The organism is Bradyrhizobium diazoefficiens, assembly GCF_016612535.1.
In the GTDB taxonomy this organism is placed as follows: domain Bacteria; phylum Pseudomonadota; class Alphaproteobacteria; order Rhizobiales; family Xanthobacteraceae; genus Bradyrhizobium; species Bradyrhizobium diazoefficiens_C.
Window position 1 is genome coordinate 1,070,720 of sequence record NZ_JAENXS010000002.1, and the last position, 24,569, is coordinate 1,095,288.

Annotated in this window: 21 protein-coding genes; 8 read left to right on the plus strand and 13 right to left on the minus strand. The window is 65.0% G+C overall.

The features are described from left to right. The first annotated feature begins 22 nt into the window (after positions 1 to 22). Positions 23 to 1,513 (plus strand): MFS transporter, encoded by a 1,491-nt coding sequence (locus JJE66_RS22015; RefSeq protein WP_200516591.1) that lies wholly within the window; start codon positions 23 to 25, stop codon positions 1,511 to 1,513. Between the two features lie 71 nt (positions 1,514 to 1,584). On the opposite strand, the gene JJE66_RS22020 is transcribed toward JJE66_RS22015, so the two are convergent. Further along, positions 1,585 to 2,277, minus strand: coding sequence for an RlmE family RNA methyltransferase (locus JJE66_RS22020; protein ID WP_200516592.1), 693 nt, complete (start codon positions 2,275 to 2,277; stop codon positions 1,585 to 1,587). A gap of 1 nt (position 2,278) precedes the next feature. Beyond that, the gene (locus JJE66_RS22025; RefSeq protein WP_200516593.1) at positions 2,279 to 3,349 is read right to left on the minus strand and encodes a Ppx/GppA phosphatase family protein; all 1,071 of its coding nucleotides are present in this window, start codon (positions 3,347 to 3,349) and stop codon (positions 2,279 to 2,281) included. A gap of 213 nt (positions 3,350 to 3,562) precedes the next feature. Here JJE66_RS22025 and JJE66_RS22030 point away from each other — a divergent pair, with 213 nt between their 5' ends. Further along, entirely contained in the window at positions 3,563 to 5,932 is a 2,370-nt protein-coding gene (locus tag JJE66_RS22030) for a xanthine dehydrogenase family protein molybdopterin-binding subunit (RefSeq protein ID WP_200516594.1), read from the plus strand. Positions 5,933 to 6,099: 167 nt separating this feature from the next. Here JJE66_RS22030 and JJE66_RS22035 read toward each other — a convergent pair whose 3' ends face one another. Continuing rightward, positions 6,100 to 6,900, minus strand: coding sequence for a hypothetical protein (locus tag JJE66_RS22035; protein WP_200516595.1), 801 nt, complete (start codon positions 6,898 to 6,900; stop codon positions 6,100 to 6,102). Between the two features lie 152 nt (positions 6,901 to 7,052). On the opposite strand from JJE66_RS22035, the gene JJE66_RS22040 reads away from it, so the two are divergent. Genes JJE66_RS22040 through JJE66_RS22050 form a run of 3 tightly spaced genes read left to right on the plus strand, consistent with a single transcriptional unit; the run spans position 7,053 to position 10,447 of the window. Continuing rightward, a complete protein-coding gene (locus tag JJE66_RS22040; RefSeq protein WP_200516596.1) occupies positions 7,053 to 7,550 on the plus strand; it encodes a YaiI/YqxD family protein in 498 nt (165 codons plus the stop codon). Positions 7,551 to 7,558: 8 nt separating this feature from the next. Further along, positions 7,559 to 9,364, plus strand: a complete 1,806-nt coding sequence (locus JJE66_RS22045; protein WP_200516597.1) for an ABC-F family ATP-binding cassette domain-containing protein — start codon at positions 7,559 to 7,561, stop codon at positions 9,362 to 9,364. Positions 9,365 to 9,367: 3 nt separating this feature from the next. Next, on the plus strand, positions 9,368 to 10,447 hold the full coding sequence (locus tag JJE66_RS22050) for a D-TA family PLP-dependent enzyme (protein ID WP_200516598.1): 1,080 nt from the start codon (positions 9,368 to 9,370) through the stop codon (positions 10,445 to 10,447). Between the two features lie 111 nt (positions 10,448 to 10,558). Here JJE66_RS22050 and JJE66_RS22055 read toward each other — a convergent pair whose 3' ends face one another. From JJE66_RS22055 to JJE66_RS22090, 8 genes are all read right to left on the minus strand, one after another. Beyond that, the gene (locus JJE66_RS22055) at positions 10,559 to 11,776 is read right to left on the minus strand and encodes a TIGR03862 family flavoprotein (protein WP_200518654.1); all 1,218 of its coding nucleotides are present in this window, start codon (positions 11,774 to 11,776) and stop codon (positions 10,559 to 10,561) included. Then, entirely contained in the window at positions 11,773 to 12,690 is a 918-nt protein-coding gene (locus JJE66_RS22060) for an SDR family NAD(P)-dependent oxidoreductase (RefSeq protein ID WP_200516599.1), read from the minus strand. Before JJE66_RS22060 ends, JJE66_RS22055 begins: the two co-directional genes overlap by 4 nt. A 225-nt stretch (positions 12,691 to 12,915) precedes the next feature. Next, complete coding sequence (locus tag JJE66_RS22065) at positions 12,916 to 13,395, minus strand: MaoC family dehydratase (protein WP_200516600.1); 480 nt, start codon at positions 13,393 to 13,395, stop codon at positions 12,916 to 12,918. Further along, positions 13,396 to 15,114, minus strand: coding sequence for an AMP-binding protein (locus JJE66_RS22070; RefSeq protein WP_200516601.1), 1,719 nt, complete (start codon positions 15,112 to 15,114; stop codon positions 13,396 to 13,398). It lies immediately after the preceding gene. A gap of 128 nt (positions 15,115 to 15,242) precedes the next feature. After that, the gene (mmsB, locus tag JJE66_RS22075; protein WP_246756501.1) at positions 15,243 to 16,130 is read right to left on the minus strand and encodes a 3-hydroxyisobutyrate dehydrogenase; all 888 of its coding nucleotides are present in this window, start codon (positions 16,128 to 16,130) and stop codon (positions 15,243 to 15,245) included. Positions 16,131 to 16,156: 26 nt separating this feature from the next. Continuing rightward, a complete protein-coding gene (locus JJE66_RS22080) occupies positions 16,157 to 17,224 on the minus strand; it encodes an enoyl-CoA hydratase/isomerase family protein (RefSeq protein ID WP_200516603.1) in 1,068 nt (355 codons plus the stop codon). Continuing rightward, positions 17,221 to 18,366, minus strand: a complete 1,146-nt coding sequence (locus JJE66_RS22085; RefSeq protein ID WP_200516604.1) for an isobutyryl-CoA dehydrogenase — start codon at positions 18,364 to 18,366, stop codon at positions 17,221 to 17,223. Before JJE66_RS22085 ends, JJE66_RS22080 begins: the two co-directional genes overlap by 4 nt. 82 nt (positions 18,367 to 18,448) lie before the next feature. Continuing rightward, positions 18,449 to 19,945, minus strand: a complete 1,497-nt coding sequence (locus JJE66_RS22090) for a CoA-acylating methylmalonate-semialdehyde dehydrogenase (protein WP_200516605.1) — start codon at positions 19,943 to 19,945, stop codon at positions 18,449 to 18,451. A gap of 99 nt (positions 19,946 to 20,044) precedes the next feature. Here JJE66_RS22090 and JJE66_RS22095 point away from each other — a divergent pair, with 99 nt between their 5' ends. Then, the gene (locus tag JJE66_RS22095; protein WP_200518656.1) at positions 20,045 to 20,953 is read left to right on the plus strand and encodes a LysR family transcriptional regulator; all 909 of its coding nucleotides are present in this window, start codon (positions 20,045 to 20,047) and stop codon (positions 20,951 to 20,953) included. A 119-nt stretch (positions 20,954 to 21,072) separates the two neighbouring features. Here JJE66_RS22095 and JJE66_RS22100 read toward each other — a convergent pair whose 3' ends face one another. Both JJE66_RS22100 and JJE66_RS22105 read right to left on the minus strand, forming a co-directional pair. Beyond that, positions 21,073 to 21,693 (minus strand): TetR/AcrR family transcriptional regulator, encoded by a 621-nt coding sequence (locus JJE66_RS22100; RefSeq protein WP_200516606.1) that lies wholly within the window; start codon positions 21,691 to 21,693, stop codon positions 21,073 to 21,075. 59 nt (positions 21,694 to 21,752) lie between these two features. Continuing rightward, a complete protein-coding gene (locus JJE66_RS22105; RefSeq protein ID WP_200516607.1) occupies positions 21,753 to 22,292 on the minus strand; it encodes a PaaI family thioesterase in 540 nt (179 codons plus the stop codon). Positions 22,293 to 22,448: 156 nt separating this feature from the next. Here JJE66_RS22105 and JJE66_RS22110 point away from each other — a divergent pair, with 156 nt between their 5' ends. Then, entirely contained in the window at positions 22,449 to 23,219 is a 771-nt protein-coding gene (locus JJE66_RS22110) for an enoyl-CoA hydratase (RefSeq protein ID WP_200516608.1), read from the plus strand. 132 nt (positions 23,220 to 23,351) lie between these two features. After that, positions 23,352 to 24,548, plus strand: a complete 1,197-nt coding sequence (locus JJE66_RS22115) for an acetyl-CoA C-acyltransferase (RefSeq protein ID WP_200516609.1) — start codon at positions 23,352 to 23,354, stop codon at positions 24,546 to 24,548. Positions 24,549 to 24,569 lie beyond the last annotated feature (21 nt).

The window sequence follows — 24,569 nt, forward strand, 5'->3', positions numbered from 1 at the left end:
TGATTTCCATTACCAATCTGTCATGGTCGACAAGCAACGCATCATTCCGCTGATCGTGGCCACCGCGCTCTTCATGGAGAACATGGACTCCACGGTGATCGCCACATCGCTGCCGGCGATCGCGGCCGATATCGGCACCAGCCCGCTGACGCTGAAGCTCGCGATCACGTCCTACCTGTTGTCGCTCGCGGTGTTCATCCCGGCAAGCGGCTGGACCGCTGACAGATTCGGCGCGCGCATGGTGTTCGCGATTGCGGTGGGCGTGTTCATGGTCGGCTCGATCGGCTGCGCGCTCTCGGGCTCGGTCACGGACTTCGTGTTCGCACGTATTCTCCAGGGCATGGGCGGCGCGATGATGACGCCGGTCGGCCGTCTCGTGCTGCTTCGTTCGGTCGACAAAAGCGCACTGGTCAATGCGATGGCGTGGGTGACGGTCCCTGCCCTGATCGGTCCGGTGATCGGCCCGCCGCTCGGCGGCTTCATTACCACTTACGCGTCATGGCACTGGATCTTCCTGATCAACATTCCGATCGGTCTGCTCGGCATCTTCATGGCGCTGAAGTTCATCGATCCGATCAAGAGCGAGACGCAGGAGAAGTTCGATCTCTACGGCATGGTGCTCGCCGGCATCGGGCTTGCCGGCATCGCGTTCGGCCTCTCGGTCGCCGGCCTCAACCTGCTGCCCTGGAGCACGGTTGCAGCCCTGGTCGTGGGCGGCGCGGTCTCGATGACGCTCTACGTCATTCACGCCCGGCGGACTGGATCGCCGGTGCTGGATTTCTCGCTCCTGAACCTGCCGACGCTGCGCGCGGCGATCGTCGGCGGCTTCCTGTTCCGGCTCGGCATCGGCGCCCTGCCCTTCCTGCTCCCGCTCTTGATGCAGATCGGGTTCGGGCTGTCGCCGTTCCGGTCCGGTCTCGTCACCTTCGGTTCCTCGCTCGGTGCGATGGGCATGAAGACGCTGGCTGCGCGCCTCATCCGCACCTTCGGCTTCCGCAACCTGATGACGGTGAATGCGGTGGTGAGTGCGGTTTTCCTCGCTGCATGTGGGCTGTTCACGGTCACGACGCCGCTGCTGATCATCATGATCATCCTCGTTGTCGGCGGGTTCTTCCGCTCGCTCGAGTTCACCGCGATCAACACGGTCGCCTATGCCGATGTCGAGGCGGCCCAGATGAGCCGCGCCACCACCCTTGTCAGCGTCAACCAGCAGCTCGCGGTCTCGGCCGGCGTCGCGGTCGGCGCTGCGTCAGTGGAGACGACGATGTGGCTCAGCCATGTCAGCGAGCTCAACGCGACCGTATTCGCGCCGGCTTTCGTCGTGGTCGCCGTAACGTCGGCTGTGTCGAGCTGGTTCTTCTGGCAGATGCCCGCCGACGCCGGCCACGAGATCTCCGGCCGCAAGGTGGCGGAGATCGCGAGCCGCAAGGGTGCCGGCAAGGGCGCGGCCACGGCTGCCGTCAAGGCCGCGACCGAGGATACCCAGGACGTTCGGGATCAGCGGCTGGGGTAAGTTTTCCGCGTAGCCCGGATGCAGCGAAGCGCAATCCGGGACTGCCCCGCATCCGCTTCGCTCCATGCGGGCTACATCGCACCGCGAAATCCCGTCGCCAGCACGTAGCGCTCCGATGAATCGGCTCGGCTCGCTGCCGGCTTCACATGCCGCACGGTGGCAAAATCGCGCTTGAGCTGGGCGAGCAGATCGGCGTCCGCGCCGCTCTGGAACGTTTTTGCCAGAAACGCCCCGCCGGGCTTGAGCACATCGCAGGCGAACGCGGCTGCGGTCTCGATCAGGCCGACGATGCGGAGCTGGTCGGTCTTGCGGTGACCGGTGGTGTTGGCAGCCATGTCGGACATCACGATGTCGGCGCCGCCGTCGAGCATGGCCTTGAGCTTGTCGGGGGCGTCGTTGTCCATGAAATCGAGCTGCGCGAACTCGACGCCGGCAATCTCTGGGATTTCCAACAGATCGATCGCGACGACCTTGCCCTTGCCGTCGACCGAGCCGACGCGCTTGGCTGCGATCTGGCTCCAGCCTCCAGGCGCGGCGCCGAGATCGACCACGGCCATGCCGGGCTTCAGCAGCCGATATTTGTCGTCGATCTCCAAGAGCTTGAACGCGGCGCGCGAGCGATAGCCTAGCGCCTTCGCCTTGACGACATAGGGATCGTTGAGCTGCCGCTCCAGCCAAAGCTTCGACGACAATTTGCGCTTGCCGCCGGTCTTGACCTTGGTCTTGACTTGGACGTGCAAGCGGCCGGTGGTGTCCTTGGCCATCTCACCAGCTCCTGAGCGCGCCGTCCTCGCGCATCATCTCGACCAGCATGCCTTCGCGCAGGCCGCGGTCGGCGACGCGCAGGCGTGGCAGCGGAAACGCGCGGCGGATCGCATCGAGGATGGCGCAGCCGGCCAGCACCAGGTCGGCACGTTCGACGCTGATGCAGTTGTTGCCGGCGCGCTCCTCGTAAGTCATGCCGAGCAGCCTGTCGATCGTTGCCGTGAGGTCGGTATCGTTCATCCAGATGCTGTCGATGCGGCGGCGGTCGTAGCGTGCGAGATTGAGATGGATGCCAGCGAGCGTCGTCACGGTACCCGACGTGCCGAGCAGATGCATGTCGGTGAGATCGCGGCCATGCGCTTCCGCGAACGGCGCGACGTGGTTTGCGACCTCCTGCTCCATCGCCGCGTAGATCTCAGGCGTGACGTCGCGGCCGCCGAACTGTTCGGCCAGCGTCACGACGCCAAGCGGGATCGACATCCACGCTTTTATGCGCGGCTCCGGATTCGTGCGGTCGCGCTCGATCCGCACCAGCTCGGTCGAGCCGCCGCCGATATCGAACAGGATGGCGCCTCTGCCCCTGGGGTCGACCAGCGGCGAGCAGCCGAGCATGGCGAGCGAGGCTTCGGTCTCGCGATCGATCACCTCGAGCTCGATGCCGGTCTCGGCCGCGACCCGGCTGCGAAAATCCTCCGCGTTCGAGGCGGCGCGGCAGGCCTCGGTCGCGATCAGCCGCAGCCGCTTGGCCTTGCGGAGGTTGATCTTGTCCCGGCAGATGCTGAGTGCCGCAATGGCGCGCTCGATCGCGGCCTCGCTGATGCACCCCGTGGCCGAGACGCCCTCACCGAGCCGGATGATGCGCGAGAAGGAATCGACCACGCGAAAGCCGTCGCGGGTCGGACAGGCAATCAGGAGCCTGCAATTGTTGGTGCCGAGGTCCAGCGCCGCGTAGACGCCGGTTCCCGGCGCTTGCGCGACGACGGCCGGCTCTGTGGCCAATGCCACCGCCGCCATCGACCCCAGCTCACCGTGCGGCGCAAGGCCGTCGCGGAGCCGCGTGTGGTCATTCATATAAACTGTCTTTCCGCGGCCCGATGGACCGAGCTGGAATTGCTTTTTCGCCTGAAACTTTAGCAGCGCGGCTGGCCTGCGCAACAACGCATCACATGGGACCATGCCCATTCGTGCGTTGTCGTGAACGGACCCGTGGGTTATCTGAATAGGGGCCCGGCCACTCCAGGCGCCCGCGAAATCGCGCAATTGCCGGCTTTTCAGGTCGTTTCCATGCAAGAACACACCAAATCGTCCACGCTCGAAAACGCTATTGCACTGCAAAAATACGGCGTCGGACAGCCGGTCCGCCGCAAAGAGGACGACACGCTGGTCCGCGGCAAGGGCCGCTATACCGACGATTTCAACCTGCCCGGCCAGGCCCATGCCGCGATCGTCCGCTCGACCCACGCCCATGGCATCATCCGCGGTATCAACACCGAGGCCGCCAAGGCGATGCCGGGTGTGCTGGGCGTGTGGACCGGAACCGACCTGGACGCCGTCGGCTATGGCCCCTTCACCTGCGGCCTGCCGCTGAAGAGCCGCGACGGCTCGCCTCTGCTCCAGACCAACCGCCAGCCGCTCGCGACTGACAAGGTCCGCTTCGTCGGCGATCCCGTCGCCTTCGTGGTGGCCGAGACCCTGGCGCAGGCGCGCGATGCGGCTGAGGCCGTCGAGCTCGACATCGAGCCGCTGCCCGCGGTAACGGATCCCGAGGAAGCCACCAAGCCCGGCGCGCCGCAGCTTTACGACCATATCCCGAACAATATCGCGCTCGACTACCACTATGGCGACACGGACAAGGTGAACGCAGCTTTCGCCAGCGCCGCCCATGTGACCAAGGTCGACATCGAGAACACCCGCGTTGCCGTGGTCTCGATGGAGCCGCGCGTGGGTCTGGCCTCCTACGACAAGGCCAACGAGCGCTACACCATCCAGATGCCGACGCAGGGCGTCGCGGGTAACCGCGCCAACCTCGCCAAGAACCTGAAGGTGCCGAACGACAAGGTGCGCATCCTCACTGCTAATGTCGGCGGCTCCTTCGGCATGAAGAACGTCAACTATCCCGAATACATGTGTATCCTGTATGCGGCGAAGGCGCTGGGGCGGCCGGTGAAATGGCTCGACGAGCGCTCGACCAGCTTCCTGTCCGACAGCCACGGCCGCGCGCAGAAGATCCACGCCGAGCTCGCGCTCGACGCCGAGGGGCACTTCCTTGCGGCCAGGCTATCGGGCTACGGCAATCTCGGCGCCTACATCACCGGCGTTTCGCCCAGCCCGCTCTCGCTCAACACCGGCAAGAACTTCTCCAGCGTCTACCGCACGCCGCTGATGGCGGTCGACATCAAGACGGTGCTGACCAACACCACGCTGATGGGCGCCTATCGCGGCGCCGGCCGGCCCGAGGCGAACTACTATATGGAGCGGCTGATCGACCGCGCCGCCGACGAGATGGGCATCAATCGGCTGACGATGCGCAAGCGTAACTTCATCAAGCAGAACCAGATGCCGTTCGCCGCCTCCTCCGGCGTCACCTATGACAGCGGCGACTTCCAGGCCGTGTTCAACAAGGCGCTCGAAATCTCCGACCACGAGAACTTTGCCAAGCGCAAGAAGGAGAGCAGGAAGGCCGGCAAGCTGCGCGGCATCGCGGTCGGCTCCTATCTTGAGGTCACCGCGCCGCCGAGCGTCGAGCTCGGCAAGATCGTGTTCGATGCTGACGGCAGCGTGCAGCTCATCACCGGCACGCTCGACTACGGCCAGGGCCACGCCACACCGTTCGCGCAAGTGCTGTGCGCGCAGCTCGGGGTTCCCTTCGAGAGCGTCAAGCTGGTGCAGGGCGACAGCGACCTCGTCCATACCGGCAGCGGCACGGGCGGCTCGCGCTCGATCACCGCGACCGGCATGGCGATTGTGGAGGCTTCGAAGCTCGTCATCGAGAAAGGCAAGCGCGCCGCCGCGCACGTGCTGGAGGCCTCCGAAGCCGACATCGAGTTCGCCGACGGCAGCTTCACCATCGCCGGCACCGACCGCAGCATCGACATCATGGAGCTCGCCAAGAAACTCCATGACGGCAAGGTCCCGGACGGCGTGCCTGACAGCCTCGACGTCGACCACACCAGCGAGCCGGTGCCGTCGGCCTTCCCGAACGGCTGCCATGTGGCTGAAGTGGAGATCGACCCTGAGACCGGCGTGGTGCAGATCGTGCGCTACAGCGCCGTGAACGATTTCGGCACCGTGGTCAATCCGATGCTCGTCGCGGGTCAGCTTCACGGCGGCGTCGTCCAGGGCATCGGCCAGGCGCTGATGGAGCACGTCCGCTACGACGAGAGCGGTCACCCGATCACGGGCTCGCTGATGGACTACGCCCTGCCTCGCGCCGAGGACGTGCCCAACATGAGGATCGGCGACCACCCAATCCCGGCCACGACCAATCCGCTCGGCACCAAGGGCTGCGGCGAAGCCGGCTGCGCCGGCAGCCTGTCGACCGTGGTGAACGCGGTGATCGACGCATTGTCGGACTACGGCATCAAGCACATCGACATGCCGCTGACGCCAGAACGCGTCTGGCGCGCGATCCAGGATGCGAAGGGCGCGGCGTAGATTGTTCACCTCGCCCCGCTTGCGGGGAGAGGTCGAAGCCGGAGCGTAGCGAGGCTTCGGGTGAGGGGGACTCTCCGCGAGTCCAACTTTCATCGTCCTTGCGGAAGCTCCCCCTCACCCGGCGCTTCGCGCCGACCTCTCCCCGCAAGCGGGGCGAGGTGAAGAGATCAAGCCGCCGCCTGCTCGCGCGGCTGGTAGATCGCGATGTGCTGGCAATGCGCGAGCGGTGTCGTGCCGTTGGCGACGACGAGCGCGTCGAACTCGACGAAGCGGTGGCCCTTCTTCTCGTAATTCGCGGTGACCTTCGCCCGCGCCACGATCTCGTCGCCGGCGCGCGCGGGCGATAAGAGCTGCATGCGGCTGCCGACGTGAATCCACGGACCCAGAATCGTGTTGTCGACCAGCACGCGGTTCATGACGCGCTGGATCAGGCCGGGATGACCAAGTCCCTCGCGCGCGAAGATCGGATCGGTCTCCCTGATGTCGGCGAGATAGCTGGTCGCGTCCTGCCCGGCCCAGCGACGCGGCGTCGTGCCAAGCCATTTGCCTGTCTCGAACGTGGCCGGGCTGACGGGCGTGCGCTCGGCCACCGCGGGGACTTCGACATAGTCGCTCAGTGAGACCGCAGGCGCCGCCGCCGTCAGCGACGCCGTCCCGGTGGCGCAAAGCTCGGTGCGGCTGAAGACCTCGATGGTGAGCAGGCCGTTGTGCTCGGTCGCGTCGACATCGGCGGTCTCGCCGTCATAGACCGGCTTGATGAAGCGGGCCTCGACCAGTCCGCGCGACAGGAAATCGCGGCCCCAGCGCGCCACCGGCACGTGCATCATGTAGGCGAAGACGTCGACGCCCGGAACCAGCCCGCCGGAAAAGCCGAAGCGGCGCGCCACCGTGTCGTCATGCATCTTGTTTTCGGATTGTTTTGCGGTGTTGTAGGCCGCAACGCGGTAGGTTTCGAGCCGGTTCGGCATGGCTGACCTTCCAAAATTCTTGCCCAGAATTCTTGTTGTTTCGGGCCGATCGTAGGCCCTGAGGAACCGGGGTCAATCCCCTCGCCTTTGCAGCCCGAATGGGGTACCACGCGCGGGCTGCGGAACCGCTTCGCAAGCCCCATTTACGGATAATGACGAACCCTCAAAACACCACCCGCATCTACGTCGACGCCGACGCCTGCCCCGTCAAGGACGAGATCTATCGCGTCGCCGGCAGGCACGCTCTGCGCGTGAGCGTGGTCGCGGGCAATTTCATCCGCGTGCCCCAGGATCCACTGATCGAGCGGATCGCGGCAGGCGCCGGCATGGATGCGGCCGACGACTGGATCGCGGAACGCGCCGGGCCCGGCGATATCGTCATCACCTCGGATATCCCGCTCGCAAGCCGCTGCGTGAAAGCCGGCGCCGATGTGATTGCAGCCAACGGCAAGCCGTTCACCGAGGAATCGATCGGGATGACGCTCGCGGTCCGCAACCTGATGACGGATTTGCGCTCGGCGGGCGAGGTCACTGGCGGTCCGAAATCGTTTGCACCACGCGACCGCTCGACGTTTTTGTCGACGCTCGACCAGACCATCCGCCGCATTCAGCGCCGCCGCGGCGACCAGGCCGCAACAAGACAAGACTGAGACACCGCATGGCGCCACCGCTGATTCAACTGCGCGATATCAAGCTGACCTTTGGCGGCACGCCGCTCCTGGCGGGCGTCGAACTGTCGGTTTCGACCGGCGAGCGCGTCTGCCTGATCGGCCGCAACGGTTCGGGCAAATCGACGCTGCTCAAGATCGCGGCCGGCTTGGTCGAACCCGATGGCGGCAGCCGTTTCGTGCAGCCCGGCGCCACCATCCGCTACCTGCCGCAGGAGCCGGATTTTTCCGGTTTCTCCACCACGCTGGCCTACGTCGAGGCCGGCCTCCATGCCGGCGACGATCACTATCAGGCGCGCTATCTGGTCGAACAGCTCGGTCTCAGCGGCGAAGAAGATCCGGCGCATGTCTCCGGCGGCGAAGCGCGCCGCGCCGCGCTGGCGCGCGTGCTGGCGCCCTCGCCCGATATCCTGCTGCTGGACGAGCCGACCAACCATCTCGATCTGACGACTATCGAATGGCTGGAGGCCGAACTGGAGAGCCGACGCTGCGCGCTGGTGATCATCAGCCACGATCGGCGCTTCCTGTCCAACCTCTCGCGCAGCACCGCCTGGCTCGACCGCGGCCAGATCCGGCAGATCGACCGCGGCTTCAGTGCCTTTGAGGCCTGGCGCGACGAGGTGCTCGCCGAGGAAGAGCGCGACCAGCACAAGCTCGACCGCAAGATCGTCAACGAAGAGCACTGGTTGCGCTACGGTGTCTCGGGCCGCCGCAAGCGCAACGTCAAGCGGCTTGGCAACTTGCACGCGCTGCGCGACCAGCGCCGTACCCATCGCGGCGCGACGGGTAACGCCAACCTCGCGGCCGCCGAAGCCGACAAATCCGGCAAGCTCGTCATTGAGGCCAAGCATATCAGCCGGTCCTATGGCGAGCGAAAGATCGTCGACGACTTCTCGATCCGCGTCCAACGCGGCGATCGCATCGGCATCGTCGGCCCGAACGGCGCCGGCAAGACCACGCTGATCGAGATGCTGACCGGCGGCAGCGCACCGGACAGCGGCAGCGTACGGCTCGGCGCCAACATCGAGATGGCGACGCTCGACCAGCATCGCGAAAGCCTCGATCCCAAATCGACGCTGGCCGAGGCGCTGACCGGCGGTCGTGGCGACCACGTCATGGTCGGCGGCAAGCCGAAGCATGTCGTCAGCTACATGAAGGACTTCCTGTTCGCCCAAGAACAGATGCGCACGCCGCTGGAGGTGCTGTCCGGGGGCGAGCGCGGCCGGCTGATGCTGGCACGCGCGCTGGCGAAGCCCTCCAACCTCCTGGTGCTGGACGAGCCGACCAACGACCTCGACCTCGAGACCCTCGACGTCCTCGAGGAGATGCTCGGCGACTACGAGGGCACCGTGATTCTGATCAGCCATGATCGCGATTTTCTCGACCGCGTGGTGACGTCGGTGATCGTGCCCGAGGGCGATGGACGCTGGCTCGAATATGCCGGCGGTTACACCGACATGCTGGCCCAGCGTGGCGTCGACTTGAAGCGCGCGACGGCGAAGGCCGTCGAAGAGAAGAGAGAGCCGCGGTCAGCCGCGCCTTCCGGTGTCACGAAACGACGGTTGACCTTCAACGAGCAACACGCGCTGGAGACGCTGCCCAAGACCATCGCCAAGCTGCAGGCCGAGATCGCCAAGCAGCAGCGCTTCCTTGACGATCCCGATCTCTTCCGCAAGGATCGCAAGCGCTTCGATCAGGCCTCCGACGCTCTGACGAAAGCGCAAGAGGAACTGGCCGAGGCCGAGGACAAATGGCTGGAGCTCGAAGTGCGGCGCGAAGAAATCGAGAAAGCCTGACCCATGACAACTCCCCTCGCTGCAAAAATCGCCCGCGAATATGGTACGCCCTGCGCCGTCATCGACATGGACAAGGTCGAGCGTAACATCGCGCGCATCCAGAAGGCCTGCGACGACGCCGGGATCGCCAACCGGCCGCACATCAAGACGCACAAGAATCCGACCATTGCGAAGATGCAGGTCGCAGCCGGTGCGAAAGGCATCACCTGCCAGAAGCTCGGCGAGGCCGAGATCATGGCCAATGCCGGCATCGACGACATCCTGATCAGCTACAATCTGCTGGGCGAGGAGAAGATGGCGCGGCTCGGCGCGCTGCAGGCGAAGGCGAACATGACGGTCGCCGCCGACAATTCGACCGTCGTTGCCGGACTGCCCAAGGCCGCGGCGGCCTCGGGCCGTCCGCTCTCGGTCGTGGTCGAATGCGACACCGGCCGCAAGCGCGCGGGCGTCGAGACGCCGGCGGAAGCGACTGCGCTGGCGCGCGAGATCGCCGCGTCCAAGGGGTTGCACTTTGCCGGCTTCATGCTCTATCCGACCGAAACTGGCTGGGATGACGCGCAAAAATTCTACGACGAGGCGCTGGCGGGCGTGCGCGCGCACGGGTTGGACGCCACGATTGTCTCGACCGGCGGCACGCCGAACCTGAAGAATATCGGAAAGCTCAAGGGCGGCACCGAGCATCGCTTCGGCACTTATATCTACAACGACCGCATGCAGGTCGCGGCCGGCTCTGCCACCTGGGACGATTGCGCGCTGAACATCTATTCGACCGTGGTGAGCCGCGCCGCGCCCGAGCGCGGTATTCTCGACGCAGGCTCGAAGACCCTGACAACTGACACCGGTGGGCTCGATGGCCACGGCCTGATCCTCGAGCACCCCGAAGCCAAGATCGCGCGCTTCGCAGAAGAGCACGGCTTCCTCGACCTCTCCCGCAGCAACACGCGCCCGAATGTCGGCGACGTCGTTCGCATCGTGCCGAACCACGTCTGCGTCGTCGTCAACATGATGGACGAAGTCGTGATGGTCCGCGGCGATGAGATCATCGGCACGCTGCCTGTGGCGGCGCGCGGGAAGCTGCGGTAGCGCGTGCTGCTTCCACAAGCCGTCATTGCGAGGAGCTCTTGCGACGAAGCAATCCAGACTACCTCCGCGGACGGATTCTGGATTGCTTCGCTGCGCTCGCAATGACGGTGGTTAACGCTTCAACCATGCCAGCACACCCCTGCCCGCTGCAGCGCCCGTCGCGAACGAGGCCTGCAGCAGATAACCGCCCGTTGGCGCCTCGCAATCCAGCATCTCGCCGGCGGCGAACACGCCGGGCAGTTTGCGCAGCATGAATTTGTCGTCGAGCTCGTCGAAGGCCACTCCACCCGCGGTGGAGATGGCGCGATCGATCGGAGCGACGCCGGTGAGTTGAACCGGAATTGCGTTCACCAGATCCGCGAGATCCGCCGGCGAGAGCGATGCCAACGGCCGGCCAGATGCGATGGCGGCCTCCTGCATCAGGCCGATGCCGACCGGCGACAATTGCGCCGCCTTGCGCAGAAAATTCGCGAGCGACTGCTTGCCGCGCGTGCCCGACAGGCGTGTGGTCAGCGCCGCAGGGTCGAGATCGGGCCGCAATGCGATCGTCAGCCGCGCTTGCCCGATCCCCAGCACCGCCTCGCGCAGCTCCGCCGACAGCGCGTAGATCGCGCCACCTTCGATGCCGCTGCGGGTGATCATGGCTTCGCCGCGGACCGTGTGCGCTCCGATCGTCAGCGCTGCGCCCTTGAGCGGCTGGCCCTCGAAACGATCGCGAAACACTTCGGACCACGCAACGATGAAGCCGGAATTCGCCGGCCGGAGTTTTGAGATGGCAACGCCCTTCGCGGCGAGACAATCGACCCACGCCCCATCGGAGCCGAGCCGCGGCCAGCTTGCGCCACCGACCGCGAGCACCGTTGGGCCGGCAGCGATGGCAAGCGGTCCGTGAGGCGTCTGAAACTGGAGCCGCCCCTGCTCGTCCCAGCCGATCCAGCGATGCCGAAAAGCGAATTGCACGCCGGCCGCATCGAGCCGCCGCAGCCAGGCACGCAGCAAGGGCGAGGCCTTGAACGTCTTTGGAAACACCCGCCCGCTGCTGCCGACGAAAGTCAGCTGCCCAAGTGCCGCGCTCCAGTCGCGCAGCGCATCGGGCGGGAACGCTTCGACTGCGGCGCGCAGATGCGGCATCGCTCCCCGGTAACGGACGAGGAAATCCGGTAGCGGCTCGCTGTGCGTGAGATTGAGCCCGCCGCGGCCGGCCATCAGGAATTTGCGGCCCGCGGACGGCATTGCGTCGTAGATGGTGACGCGGGCACCACCCTGCGCCAGCACCTCCGCCGCCATCAGCCCGGCGGGACCGGCACCGATGACGGCGACGTCGGTCAGAGCTTGATTCCCGCCCGTGCCGCGGCCTGCGCGACATATTTCTGCGTCTGCTCGAATGCGCCGGTCAGCGCCCTGGCCTTCGACATATCGCTGATCTCGGCGAAATGGGCGGCAACCGCGTCGGGCGTCCACTCGGACTCCGGCAGGTTGATGCCCTCGCTCTCCAGAATCTTGATCACGGCGAAGGAGCCGGCACCGGCGCCCATAATGGTGCGGGTCGGCGCGTCCTCGCTCAGCATGTACTCGACCGCGGGGGTGATCGCATTCGGCTTCATCAATTGCAGCGCCTGCGGCGGCAGCAGCTCTTCGGTCATGCGGGTCGCAGCCGTCGGCGAGATGATATTGACACGGATATTGGTCTTGCGGCCCTCTTCCGCCAGCACGTTCATCAGGCCGACCATGCCGGACTTCGCGGCGCCGTAGTTGGCCTGGCCGAAATTGCCGTAGAGGCCGGAGGACGAGGTGGTCAGCACGATACGGCCATAGTTGCGGTCGCGCATGCCGGCCCAGGCCGCCTTGCAGCAATAGAACGTGCCGACGAGATGCACGTCGAGCACCTTCTGGAAATCGGCGGCCTCCATCTTGCCGAACGATTTGTCGCGCAGGATGCCGGCATTGGCACACATCAGATCAACGCTGCCCCACTCCTTGGTAGCGCGCTCGACCATGGCGGTGACCTGCTCGAAATTCGAGACGTCGGCACCATCAGCCATCGCAGTGCCGCCGGCTTTACGGATCTCCTCGACCACGGCTTCGGCGGGCGAGAGCGACCCGCCGCTGCCGTCACGCGCGCCGCCGAAGTCGTTGACCACGACCTTCGCGCCGCGGCTCGCCAATCCGAGCGCATGCGCCTTGCCGAGACCATTGCCCGCGCCAGTGATGATGGCGACGCGTCCGTCGAACCTGATTGCCATTGTGAGAGTCTCTGTTCTTCTTCCCTTCTCCCCTTGTGGGAGAAGGTGGCGCGAAGCGCCGGATGAGGGGTCTCTCTCGGCAGATGCGCTCGCGGAGAGAGACCCCTCACCCGCCTCGCGTTCCGCGAGGCACCCTCTCCCACAAGGGGAGAGGGAAACCCCGCTCTGGATTGCTTTTTGAGCAGCGATGGATGGCCGGGTCAAGCCCGGCCATGACGGCTCGCCTTAGGCGAAATAGATCAGTCCGAGCCACTCCGCGACCAGCGCCGGCTTGTCCTCGCCTTCGATCTCCACGGTCACGTTGGTGCGGGACTGCAATTCATTGGGCTTGCGCAGCTTGGCTTCGGTCAGCACGAAGCGGCCGCGGACGCGCTTGCCCGATCGGACCGGCGAGATGAAGCGCAGCTTGTCGAAGCCGTAATTGACGCCCATCGTGGTGCCGGCGATGACAGGCATCACCTCATAGGACATGATCGACAGCAGCGACATCGTCAGAAAGCCGTGCGCGATGGTGGCGCCGAACGCCGTCTCCTTCTTCGCGCGCTCCGGATCGACATGGATGAACTGGTGATCCTCGATCACGTCGGCATAGGTATCGATGCGCGACTGATCGACCAGATGCCACGAGGACACGCCGATCTCCTTGCCGACCATGGCCTGATAGGCCTCAAGCGCAATCGGCGGCTTCTTCCAGACTTCGTTCACTTAGGTCTCACTCCGTGTTTTCGGCAGCTCCGGAAAATCCTCCTCGCGGAATTCCCGGCCGCGCAGCGGATCGTTGCGATCATCGTCGCGTTCGAGCCGTCGCAGCTGCACGCGGCGGATTTTGCCAGAGATTGTCTTCGGCAGCTCGGTGACGATTTCGAGGCGGCGGATGCGCTTGAACGGCGCAAGCCGCGTGTGCAGGTGCTTGAAGATCGAGAGCGCCGTCTCCGGCGTCCGCTCCGCACCGGAGGTCAGCAGCACGTAGGCCTTGGGGATCGCAAGCCGGATCGGATCGGGGCTCGGCACCACCGCGGCTTCGGCGACAAGCTCATGCTCGAGCAGCACGCTCTCCAGTTCGAACGGGCTGATGCGGTAATCGGAGGATTTGAAGACGTCGTCGGAGCGGCCGACGAAGGTGAGATAACCGTCCTCGTCTTCGAACACCACATCGCCGCTGCGATAGAGTTCGCCTTCCGCACCGGAGAGCTTGCCGTCATCGCCCTGATAGCCCTGCATCAGGCCGGCGGGACGATCACTGCCCAGCATCAGAGCCACCTCGCCTTCCTTCGCCGGATGGCCATCGGCATCGCTGACCTGCACGCGATAGCCCGGCAGCGGCCGGCCCATCGAGCCGACCTTGATTGTCTGCCCGGGCGAGTTGCCGGCGAGCGCGGTCGTCTCGGTCTGCCCGTAGCCGTCGCGGATGGTGAGCCCCCAGGCGGCCTGCACCTGGTCGATCACTTCGGGATTGAGCGGCTCGCCGGCACCACAGACCTCGCGCAGCGCAACCTTGAACGACGCAAGATTCTCCTGGATGAACAGCCGCCACACCGTCGGCGGCGCGCACAGGGTGGTGACGCCGCAGCGGCCAATCGTGGCGAGCAGAGCCTTCGCATCGAAGCGCGGCTGATTGGCGACGAACACGGTGGCACCCGCATTCCAGGGCGCGAAGAAGCAGCTCCAGGCATGCTTGGCCCAGCCGGGCGACGAGATGTTGAGATGGATGTCGCCGGGCTTCAGTCCGATCCAGTACATCGTCGAGAGATGGCCGACGGGATAGCTGCGCTGGCTGTGCCGCACCAGCTTTGGCTTTGCTGTGGTGCCCGAGGTGAAATAGAGCAGCATCGGGTCGTCGGCATTGGTTGGGCCGTCAGTCGCAAAACTCTCGGGCGCTTTCGCCGCCTCATCATAGGCGAGCCAGCCATCGGAGGCCGCGCCAACCACGATGCGCACGACATTCTCGACGCCGAGGCTTGCAAACTTTGCGACCTGATCTTCTGCGGCCACCACCGCCTTTGCCCTGCCGCGGTCGAGCCGATCGCGAAGTTCCTCGGCCGTGAGCAGCGTGGTCGCGGGGATCACCACGACGCCAAGCTTCATCGCAGCCAGCATCGTCTCCCACAGTGGCACCACATTGCCGAGCAGCAGCAGCAGGTGATCGCCGCGCTTCAGACCCTGTGCGCGCAGGAAATTTGCGACCTGGTTCGAGCGCTTCGAGAGTGCCGCGAAGGACAGTTTGGTCTGCTTGTCCTGTGCAGCATCGACAATCCAGAGCGCGGCAAGGTCCCTGCTCTCTGCATTCGTCGCCAGCTCGGCGTCGAACCAGTCGAGCGCCCAGTTGAAGGGAGCCGGATCGGGCCAGCGGAATCCCTTGACCGCCGTCTCGTAGTCCGTGCGATGTTGAAGCAGAAATGCGCGCGCTTCCTGAAATGTCGTCATGTCCGAGCCCGTCGATTGACCTTCGAGCGTAGCCCGGATCGAGCGGAGCGCAATCCGGGGCCGATACGCAATTCGAAGGAGCCTCCCGGATTTCGCTTCGCTTCATCCGGGCCACAAGCAAAGCCTCGCTATTTTACTGCGAGGCTGCGAACGTGCTTGATAATTCCGGAAAAATCCACCCCGCCCTGGCCTCCTGCGTCGAAAGACTGATAGATCTCCTGCGCATGCTTGCCGAGCGGCGTCGCGGCGCCCGCGGCCTTCGCGGCGTCCTGCGCCAAGGTCAGATCCTTCACCATCAGCGCCGAGGCGAAACCCGGCTTGTAGTCGTTGTTGGCGGGCGAGGTCGGCACCGGGCCCGGAACCGGGCAATAGGTCGTCAGCGACCAGCACTGGCCCGAGGAGGTCGAGGCGACGTCGAACAGCGCCTGGTGCGAGAGGCCGAGCTTTTCGCCGAGCGCAAAGGCTTCGCTCACAGCGATCATCGAAATGCCGAGGATCATATTGTTGCAGATCTTTGCGGCCTGCCCGGCGCCGGCGCCGCCGCAATGCACGATCTTCTTGCCCATTTTCTCCAGCACCGGCTTTGCCGCCGCAAACGCACCCTCCTCGCCGCCGCACATGAAGGTAAGCGTCGCGCCCTTGGCCCCGCCGGTGCCGCCGGAGACCGGCGCATCCACCGACAGCACGCCATTCCTGGCGGCCAGCGCATGCGCCTGACGCGCGCTCTCGACGTCGATGGTGGAGCTGTCGATGATCAGCGTGCCCTTGGTCATGGCAGGAACAACCTCGTTCCAGACGCCGAGCACATGCTTGCCGGCCGGAAGCATGGTGACGACGACATCGGCGCCCTTCACCGCGCCCGACGCGCTATCGGCAATGCCGGCGCCATCCGCCTTGGCTTGCGCGCGCGAGGCCTCGACGAGGTCGAACGCCACCACCTTGTGGCCAGCCTTGACCAGATTGGCGGCCATCGGGCCGCCCATATTGCCGAGACCGATGAATGCGATCGTGGCCATCTTCATTTCCTCCGCTGGTAGCGTTGTTACTTGAACTTCAGCTCGTCGGCGCCGATCTCGGCGAGATACGGCGCAAGCAGTTCCGGCGTGACGTTTTCGATCCGCGGCGGCGACCAGGTCGGGTTGCGGTCTTTGTCGATCACGGCGGCGCGCACGCCCTCGCGGAAATCATCGCTGCGGAAGACTTCCAGCGCGGCGCGATATTCGCGCACCAGACATTCCTCCAGACTTGCCGCCGTGCGCGCAAGTCGCAACAATTTTAGCGTCACCACCATGCCGCGGGGGGATTTTTCGGCGAGCGTCTTCAGCGTCGCCTGCGCAAAGTCGGAACCGTCGCGCTTGAGCGCGGCGACGATGTCCTCCATGCGATCGAAGCCGAACAGCGCATCGATGATTGCCTGCCTCGAAGCAACGGGACCTGCGGCATCGCCAGTCGCAAAGCCGTTAATGAGCTTGCTGACGTCGGCGGCACTTGCGCCTAGGTGAACCTTGGTCAGCGCTTCCCGCAGTTCGGGCCATTTGGCCGCCGGCACCACCGCGTCGGCGAATTTCGCATGGATCGCATCGGGGCCGTTCATGGTCTGGCCGGTCAGGCCGAAATACGTGCCGATCTCGCCGGGCGAGCGCGACAACAGCCAGGTGCCGCCGACATCGGGGAAAAAGCCGAGCCCGACCTCGGGCATCGCGAGCTTGGTCCGGTCGGTGACTACGCGATGGCTGGCGTGGCCAGACAGGCCGACGCCACCTCCCATCACGAGGCCGTCCATGAATGCGACATAGGGCTTCGGATATCTCGCGATCCGCGCATTCATGATGTATTCCTGCCGCCAGAACCGCGCGCCGAGATCGCCGCCTTCGCGCGAACTCTCCCAGAGGCCGCGGATGTCGCCACCGGCGCAGAGGCCGCGTTCGCCGGAGCCTTCCAGCACGATCACGGCCACTTCAGGATCGGCTTCGAACCTGTCCAACGCCGCATCGATGCCGATGGACATCTCCAGTGTCATGGCGTTGATCGCCTTGGGACGGTTGAGCCGGATCACGCCCACCGCGCCTTCGCGGCGAACTATCAGATCGCCCTCCTCCACAGCCGTCATCGCGCACCCTCGATCAATTTGCGCGCCACGATGAGCCGCATGATTTCATTGGTGCCTTCGAGGATCTGGTGCACGCGCAGATCGCGCACGATCTTCTCGATGCCGTATTCGCTGAGATAGCCGTAACCACCGTGGAGCTGGAGCGCATGGTTGGCGACCTCGAAACCGACATCGGTGCCGAAACGCTTGGCCATCGCGCACAACATGGTGGCGTCGGGGTCTTTCCGGTCGAGCGCGGCGGCGGCCCGCCACAGGAAAGTGCGCGCGGCTTCTAGCTCGATCGCCATGTCGGCGAGCTTGAATTGCAGCGCCTGGAATTCGTCGAGCCGTTTTCCAAACGCCTTGCGCTCTTTCATGTAGGAGCGCGCCTTGTCGAGCGCCGTCTGGGCGCCGCCAAGCGAACAGGCCGTGATGTTGAGGCGGCCGCCATCGAGGCCGGCCATTGCGATCTTGAAGCCGATGCCCTCCTCGCTCAGCCGGTTGGCGACCGGCACGCGGGCGTTCTCGAAAATGACCGCACGAGTCGGCTGCGCATTCCAGCCCATCTTGCGCTCGTTGGCGCCGAAGGACACGCCTGACGTCTTGCCATCGATGACGAGAGTCGAGATGCCGCCGGGGCCATCGCCACCCGTGCGAACCATCGTCACCAGGAGATCAGTGCCGCCGGCCCCGGAGATGAACTGCTTCTGGCCGTCGAGCACGTAATGGTCGCCATCGCGCACCGCGCGGGTGCGCAGCGCAGCCGCGTCGGAGCCGGCGCCGGGCTCGGTCAGGCAATAGCTCGCGATCAGCTCCATGGTGCAGAGCTTCGGCAGCCATGTGTGGCGCTGGGTGTCGCTGCCATAGGCATCGATCATCCAGGACGCCATGTTGTGGATGGAGATAAAGGCCGAGGTGGTCGGACAGCCCGTCGCCAACGCCTCAAAGATCAGTGCCGCGTCGAACCGCGACATCGCGGAGCCGCCGACATCCTCGCGGATGTAGATGCCGCCCATGCCGAGGATTGCCGCCTCGCGCATGACATCGACGGGAAAATGCTTCTCTTCGTCCCAGCGCAGCGCATGCGGCGCGATCTTTTCCACCGCAAACGCCAATGCCATGTCGCGAACCGCGACCTGATCCTCGTTCAGAGCGAACTGCATCCCGGCCTCGCTCTTAGTTTTTTAAGTTCTGCGCATGATCTTGTTCGGAAAACCGGCATCCACTTTTCCGGATCATGCGCGATCACTTCATCAACGGGATCGAGAACTCCGCACCTTCCTTGACGCCGGACGGCCAGCGCGAGGTCACCGTCTTGGTCTTGGTGTAGAAGCGGACCGAGTCCGGGCCGTGCTGGTTGAGATCGCCGAAGCCAGACTTCTTCCAGCCGCCGAAGGTGTAATAGGCGATCGGCACCGGGATCGGCACGTTGATGCCGACCATGCCGACATTCACCTTGGCCGCGAAGTCCCGCGCGGCGTCGCCGTCGCGGGTGAAGATGGCAACGCCGTTGCCGTAATCATGCTCGGACGGCAGTGCCAGCGCTTCCTTGTAATCATGCGCGCGCACCACCGAGAGCACCGGGCCAAAGATCTCTTCCTTGTAGATCCGCATGTCCTTGGTGACGTTGTCGAACAGCGAACCGCCGAGATAAAAGCCGTTCTCATAGCCCTGCATCTTGAAGCCGCGGCCGTCAACTGCGAGCGTCGCGCCTTCCTTGAGGCCGATGTCGATGTAACCCTTCACCTTCTCGACCGCCTCGCGCGTCACCAGCGGACCGTAATCGGCCGATGGGTCGATCGAGGTGCCGATCTTGAGGCTCTCGACGCGCGGGATCAGCCTTTCCATCAGCCGGTCGGCGGTGGACTTGCCGACGGGCACCGCGACGGAGACCGCCATGCAGCGCTCGCCGGCCGAGCCGTAGCCGGCACCAATCAGCGCGTCGACCGCCTGGTCCATATCGGCATCGGGCATGATGATGGCGTGGTTCTTGGCGCCACCAAAACACTGGCAGCGCTTGCCGGTCTGGGCCGCGCGCTCATAGATGTACTGCGCGATTGGCGTGGAGCCGACGAAGCCGACGGCCTTGATATCGGGATCGTCGAGAATAGCGTCGACCGCTTCCTTATCACCGTTGACGACGTTGAGGATGCCGGCCGGCAGCCCCGCCTCGATCATGAGTTCGGCAAGCATCATCGGCACGCCGGGATCGCGCTCCGACGGCTTCAGAATGAAGGCGTTGCCGCAGGCGATTGCGGGGGCAAACTTCCACATCGGGATCATCGCCGGGAAATTGAACGGCGTGATGCCGGCGACGACGCCGAGCGCCTGGCGCATGGAATAAATGTCGATGCCAGGACCGGCGCCTTCGGTGTATTCACCCTTCATCAAATGCGGAATGCCGCAGGCGAACTCGGCGACTTCGAGGCCGCGCTGGATGTCGCCCTTGGCGTCGGGAACGGTCTTGCCGTGCTCGCGGGCGAGCATCTCGGCGAGCTTGTCGTAGTCGCGCTGCACCAGCTCGACGAATTTCATCATGACGCGAGCGCGGCGCTGCGGGTTGGTCGCGGCCCACTCTGGCTGCGCGGCGCGGGCGTTCTCGACGGCAGCGCGGACTTCCGCCTTGGACGCCAGCGCCACCTTGGCCTGGACGTCGCCGGTCATCGGCTCGAATACGTCGGCGGTGCGGCCCGAGGTGCCCTTGACCTCCTTGCCACCGATGAAATGTCCGACTGCGCGCATGGAAAACTCCTTGGGTCCCGACTGATCGCTTTGACAAATCCTATCGACCTGCATTTTATAGGATTCAAGTCCGAGATAATGCACCATAGATGTGCGAAAATGGTGGATCAAGGTCACATCGACTGGGACGACTTCCGCTTCGTGCTGGCCATCGTGCGGGGCGGCTCGGTTTCGGCTGCGGCAAAGCAGCTCGGTGTCGACCATGCGACCGTGATCCGCCGGGTCGACCGTCTGGAGAAGCACCTCTCCGCAAAACTGTTTGACCGGCGCAAGACCGGCTATCTGCTCAGCGAGGCCGGCCAGCGCGTCGCCGACAGCGCCGAAGCGATGGAATCGACCATCGTGGCCAATCAGGAGCAGGTTGGCGGATCAGTCGCGCGGCTGACCGGCACGGTGCGGATCGGCGCGCCCGACGGGTTCGGCACCGCCTTCCTGGCGCCGCGGCTGGCGCCTTTTGCGGACCGCTATCCCGACCTTGATTTGCAACTTGTGGCCACCGCGCGGCTGTTCAGTCTCTCCAAGCGCGAGGCCGATATCGCCATCAGCCTGACCATGCCGAAGGAAGGCCGCATCGTCGGCCGCAAGCTGCTCGACTACCGCCTTGGCCTCTATGCCGCACCCGCCTATCTCGACCGTTTCCCGAAGATAACCACGCGCGACGTGCTGCCGCAGCATCGCTTCGTCGGCTACATCGAGGAGCTGTTGTTCACGCCGGAGCTGGATTATCTGCCACAAGTGTCGCCGCGGATTTCAGCCCGCCTGCGCAGTGCCAATCTGATCGCGCAGCTCAACGCCACGCTCGCGGGCTTCGGCATCGCCGTGTTGCCGCACTTCATGGCAAGCGACTATCCGCAGCTTGTGGCGGTGCTGCCCGAGGAGGTCTCGATCACGCGGACGTTCTGGATGCTGATGCATGCCGACAGCAAAGATCTCGCGCGGATCCGGGCGGTGGCGGATTACATCGGCGAAATCGTCGAGCGCGAGCGGACATTGTTTGCGGGGCGGTAGCACCGCTCTCGTAGGGTGGGTTAGCGAAGCGTAACCCGCCACTGTCTTTATCTGCCGGAAACAGAAGAGGTGGGTTACGCCTTCGGCTAACCTACCCTACGCATTCAACGGCATCTCGTCTAATTTTGCTTCGCCTTCTTCACCGCCGTCACCCTCGGTTCACGCTTCGCACCATCGAGTGCACTGTCCTTGCCCGCCTTGAGCACCTCATCCGATAGCTCGCTGGAGCCGGCGATGCGCGCCAGCAGCATGGTGCCGGCCATCGTCGCCAGTGTCGCGATCGCCTGCTTGCGCGCGGCCTTGCGCGGCAAATTGGGAATGAAATCTGTCATCATCTCGACCATCTCGTCGAGCTTGCCGGCAAAAGCCTTGCGCGTCTTCGGGCTTTCGCGGGCAATCTCGGCGCCGAGCGCGGGGATCGAGCAGCCGTGGCCGGGGTTGTCGCGGTGCAACGTCGAGAGATAGGTCTCGATTATCTGGGCGAACTGCTTCTCCGGCGCGACCTGATCGGACTGCTTGCGCCAGTGCTCCATCGCCCGGTCCATAGCGTAGCCAAAGGCCTCGATCACCAGCGCCTCGCGGGAATCGAAATGCGCGTAGAAGCCGCCATGGGTGAGGCCCGCCTCCTTCATGAGGTCGGCGACGCCGATGCCGTGGGCTCCCTTTTCGCGCAGCCGTACCGAAGCTTTCTTCACGATGCGGTCGTGGGTTTCCTGCTTGTGTTCCCGGGAATAGCGCATGCGGCTCTCATTGGATGTCGAAGGTCATCTCATAACACGGATATCGGCCAAGCGGCGCATTAATTCCCGGTAAAATTGTTGCCGATCATGGAAAAGGTTGCAGTTGCATGGAGTGCGAGTGCCCCCTTACCGTCGCGGACGAAGCCTTCGGTGTAGCTGGTCTGGCGCCCGAGCTTGATGACCTTGCCCTCGCCCGAGATCAACCCGGACCGGATCGAGAGCGGACGCAGGAAGGTCATTTTGAGGTCGAGGGTGACGGACGACTGCCCGGCCTCCAGCCGGGTGGAAATCGCACACCCCATGGCAGTGTCGAGGAGCGCTGCAGCCGTAGCCCCGTGCAGAAGACCGATGGCATTTTCGAGGTCCTCGCGCGGCTCGAGTTCCATCACGATCCGACCCGGCTCGACCACGGCCATGACGAAACCGATCAGTTTTGCAAACGGCGGCGGCGGCAGCCGGCCGTCGCGGATGCCCAGCATGGCGTCCATGCCCGACAGGCTCATCGCCACCTTCGCAACCGGCGCAGGGACCTGCCAGTCCACCACGCGCTCGCGGCGCTGCGTGGGTGAGAACAGGTCGCGTCGAGCAGGCTCACTCATGGGCACCTATTTGTATGATTATCATCATACTATGCTGCGAACTTCGCCCTGGCAACTCCGTCCCTCGCGCCGGCTTGACAACGCCGGCATTTCGGCCCGGAAGTGTTCCCGACCGGCGCGCCTCGCGCATGTCCGCGAAACCTTCGAGATGCCACGATGGAAATGCTCAACAACCACTGCGGCGTGACGCGCGATGCGCGCGGCGTCGTCCAGGTCGCGATCTGCAACGCCGGCTCGCTGAATATTCTGGGCTCGCCCGTCACCGACGCGGTCCGCGAAGGCCTGCAGCAGCTCTCTTCCGACCGCAGCATCCGCGTCGCAGTGCTGCGCGGCCAGAGCGAGAAGAGCATGATCGGCGGCGCCGACATCAAGGAGATGGCGAAGCTCGACCAGAGATCGGCCGAAGCCTTCATCAGCCGCCTGCGCGATCTCTGCGAGGCCGTGCGCCAATTCCCCGCCCCCGTGATCGCGCGCATGCCCGGCTGGTGCCTCGGCGGCGGGCTCGAGGTCGCAGCCGCCTGCGACTTCCGGATCGCCGCGCATGATGCGCATTTCGGCATGCCCGAGGTGCGCGTCGGCATTCCCTCGGTGATCCACGCCGCGCTCCTGCCGCGCCTGATCGGCTGGGCCCGCGCGCGCTGGCTGGTGATGACGGCGGAGAACATCGACGCACCGACGGCGCTTGCTTGGGGTCTTGTGGACAAGGTGGCGCCGGCGGGCGGACTGGATACCGCCGTCGAGCACCTCGTGAACGCGCTGCTCGAATGCGGCCCGGAGGCGTTGCGCTCGCAGAAGGCGCTGCTGCGGCAATGGGAGGAACTGCCGCTGACGGAGTCGGTGAATTTGAGCGTCAAGGTGTTCGGCGAGTCGTTTTTGACCGACGAGCCGACGCGGCTGATGCAGGCGTTTGTGAACAGGAAGCGGTAGGGGCTACCTCCTCCGTCAAACGAGCAACTCTCATCCGACATACGACAATTTCTCATGCCCAACGCGGTTGCATTTTTTGCACCGCATCACATGATGATCATAATCTCACTCATCATCGCAGGGAGTTTTGTCATGGCCGAAGCCGCCGATCCCGTCGTCATCGTCTCCGCCGCCCGCACCCCGCTCGGCCGCTTCATGGGCGAGTTGTCGCCGCTGGCCGCACATAAGCTCGGATCGCACGTGATCGGCGCGGCGCTGGAACGCGCCAGGCTTGCGCCTGAAAAGGTCGATGAGATCTTCATGGGCTGCGTGCTGCCAGCCGGCCAAGGGCAAGCGCCGGCGCGCCAGGCGGCGCGTGCTGCGGGCCTGCCCGATGCGACCGGCGCCACCACCGTGAACAAGGTCTGCGGTTCCGGCATGAAGGCGACCATGCTGGCGCACGATATCATCCGCGCGGGCTCGGCCGAGATCGTGATCTCCGGCGGCATGGAGAGCATGAGCAACGCGCCCTATTTGCTCGCCAAGGCGCGCGGCGGCTATCGCGCCGGCCACGACCGCATCATCGACCACATGATGATGGACGGCCTCGAAGATGCGTACGAGACCGGCCGCTCCATGGGCGATTTCGGCGAGGCCACCGCGGAAGCCTATCAGTTCACCCGCAAGGACCAGGACGCCTATGCGATGGAGACGCTGAGCCGCGCCCGCAAGGCGGTCGAGGGCGGCGCGTTCAACGCCGAGATCGCACCGATCACGCTGACCGAGAAAGCCGGCCCGCGCGTCATCGCCAATGACGAGCATCCGCTGAAGGTCGATCCCGCTAAGATTCCCGGATTGAAGCCGGCGTTCCGCGCCAACGGCACCATCACGCCGGCGGCCTCCTCCGCCAATGCCGACGGCGCCGCGGCGCTGGTACTGACCAAGCGCTCGCTCGCCGATCGCAACGGCCTGCCGGCGCTGGCCGAGATCAAGGGCCACGCTACCCACAGTCAGGAACCGCAATGGTTCACCACCGCGCCGATCCCGGCGATCCGCAAGCTGCTCGACAAGATCGGCTGGAGCACGGGCGATGTCGACCTCTTTGAGATCAACGAGGCCTTCGCCGTGGTGGCGATGGCGGCGCAGCGCGACCTCGGTATTCCCCGCGACAAGCTCAACATCAATGGCGGCGCCTGCGCGCTCGGCCATCCCATCGGCGCGACCGGCGCGCGGCTGATCGTGACGCTGCTGCATGCGCTCGAGGCGAAGAACCTCAGGCGGGGCGTTGCGGCGCTCTGCATCGGCGGCGGCGAGGCCACAGCGATCGCAGTGGAACGTCTTACGCACTGACGCCCCAACGCGCTGACGCCA

Excerpts from the sequence above, each read along its gene's own strand:
- JJE66_RS22015 (WP_200516591.1), top strand. The coding sequence starts at position 23 with ATGGTCGACAAGCAACGCATCATTCCGCTGATCGTGGCCACCGCGCTC.
- JJE66_RS22020 (WP_200516592.1), bottom strand. The coding sequence starts at position 2,277 with ATGGCCAAGGACACCACCGGCCGCTTGCACGTCCAAGTCAAGACCAAG.
- JJE66_RS22025 (WP_200516593.1), bottom strand. The coding sequence starts at position 3,349 with ATGAATGACCACACGCGGCTCCGCGACGGCCTTGCGCCGCACGGTGAG.
- JJE66_RS22030 (WP_200516594.1), top strand. The coding sequence starts at position 3,563 with ATGCAAGAACACACCAAATCGTCCACGCTCGAAAACGCTATTGCACTG.
- JJE66_RS22035 (WP_200516595.1), bottom strand. The coding sequence starts at position 6,900 with ATGCCGAACCGGCTCGAAACCTACCGCGTTGCGGCCTACAACACCGCA.
- JJE66_RS22040 (WP_200516596.1), top strand. The coding sequence starts at position 7,053 with ATGACGAACCCTCAAAACACCACCCGCATCTACGTCGACGCCGACGCC.
- JJE66_RS22045 (WP_200516597.1), top strand. The coding sequence starts at position 7,559 with ATGGCGCCACCGCTGATTCAACTGCGCGATATCAAGCTGACCTTTGGC.
- JJE66_RS22050 (WP_200516598.1), top strand. The coding sequence starts at position 9,368 with ATGACAACTCCCCTCGCTGCAAAAATCGCCCGCGAATATGGTACGCCC.
- JJE66_RS22060 (WP_200516599.1), bottom strand. The coding sequence starts at position 12,690 with ATGGCAATCAGGTTCGACGGACGCGTCGCCATCATCACTGGCGCGGGC.
- JJE66_RS22070 (WP_200516601.1), bottom strand. The coding sequence starts at position 15,114 with ATGACGACATTTCAGGAAGCGCGCGCATTTCTGCTTCAACATCGCACG.
- mmsB (WP_246756501.1), bottom strand. The coding sequence starts at position 16,130 with ATGGCCACGATCGCATTCATCGGTCTCGGCAATATGGGCGGCCCGATG.
- JJE66_RS22080 (WP_200516603.1), bottom strand. The coding sequence starts at position 17,224 with ATGACGGCTGTGGAGGAGGGCGATCTGATAGTTCGCCGCGAAGGCGCG.
- JJE66_RS22085 (WP_200516604.1), bottom strand. The coding sequence starts at position 18,366 with ATGCAGTTCGCTCTGAACGAGGATCAGGTCGCGGTTCGCGACATGGCA.
- JJE66_RS22090 (WP_200516605.1), bottom strand. The coding sequence starts at position 19,945 with ATGCGCGCAGTCGGACATTTCATCGGTGGCAAGGAGGTCAAGGGCACC.
- JJE66_RS22095 (WP_200518656.1), top strand. The coding sequence starts at position 20,045 with ATGGTGGATCAAGGTCACATCGACTGGGACGACTTCCGCTTCGTGCTG.
- JJE66_RS22100 (WP_200516606.1), bottom strand. The coding sequence starts at position 21,693 with ATGCGCTATTCCCGGGAACACAAGCAGGAAACCCACGACCGCATCGTG.
- JJE66_RS22105 (WP_200516607.1), bottom strand. The coding sequence starts at position 22,292 with ATGAGTGAGCCTGCTCGACGCGACCTGTTCTCACCCACGCAGCGCCGC.
- JJE66_RS22110 (WP_200516608.1), top strand. The coding sequence starts at position 22,449 with ATGGAAATGCTCAACAACCACTGCGGCGTGACGCGCGATGCGCGCGGC.
- JJE66_RS22115 (WP_200516609.1), top strand. The coding sequence starts at position 23,352 with ATGGCCGAAGCCGCCGATCCCGTCGTCATCGTCTCCGCCGCCCGCACC.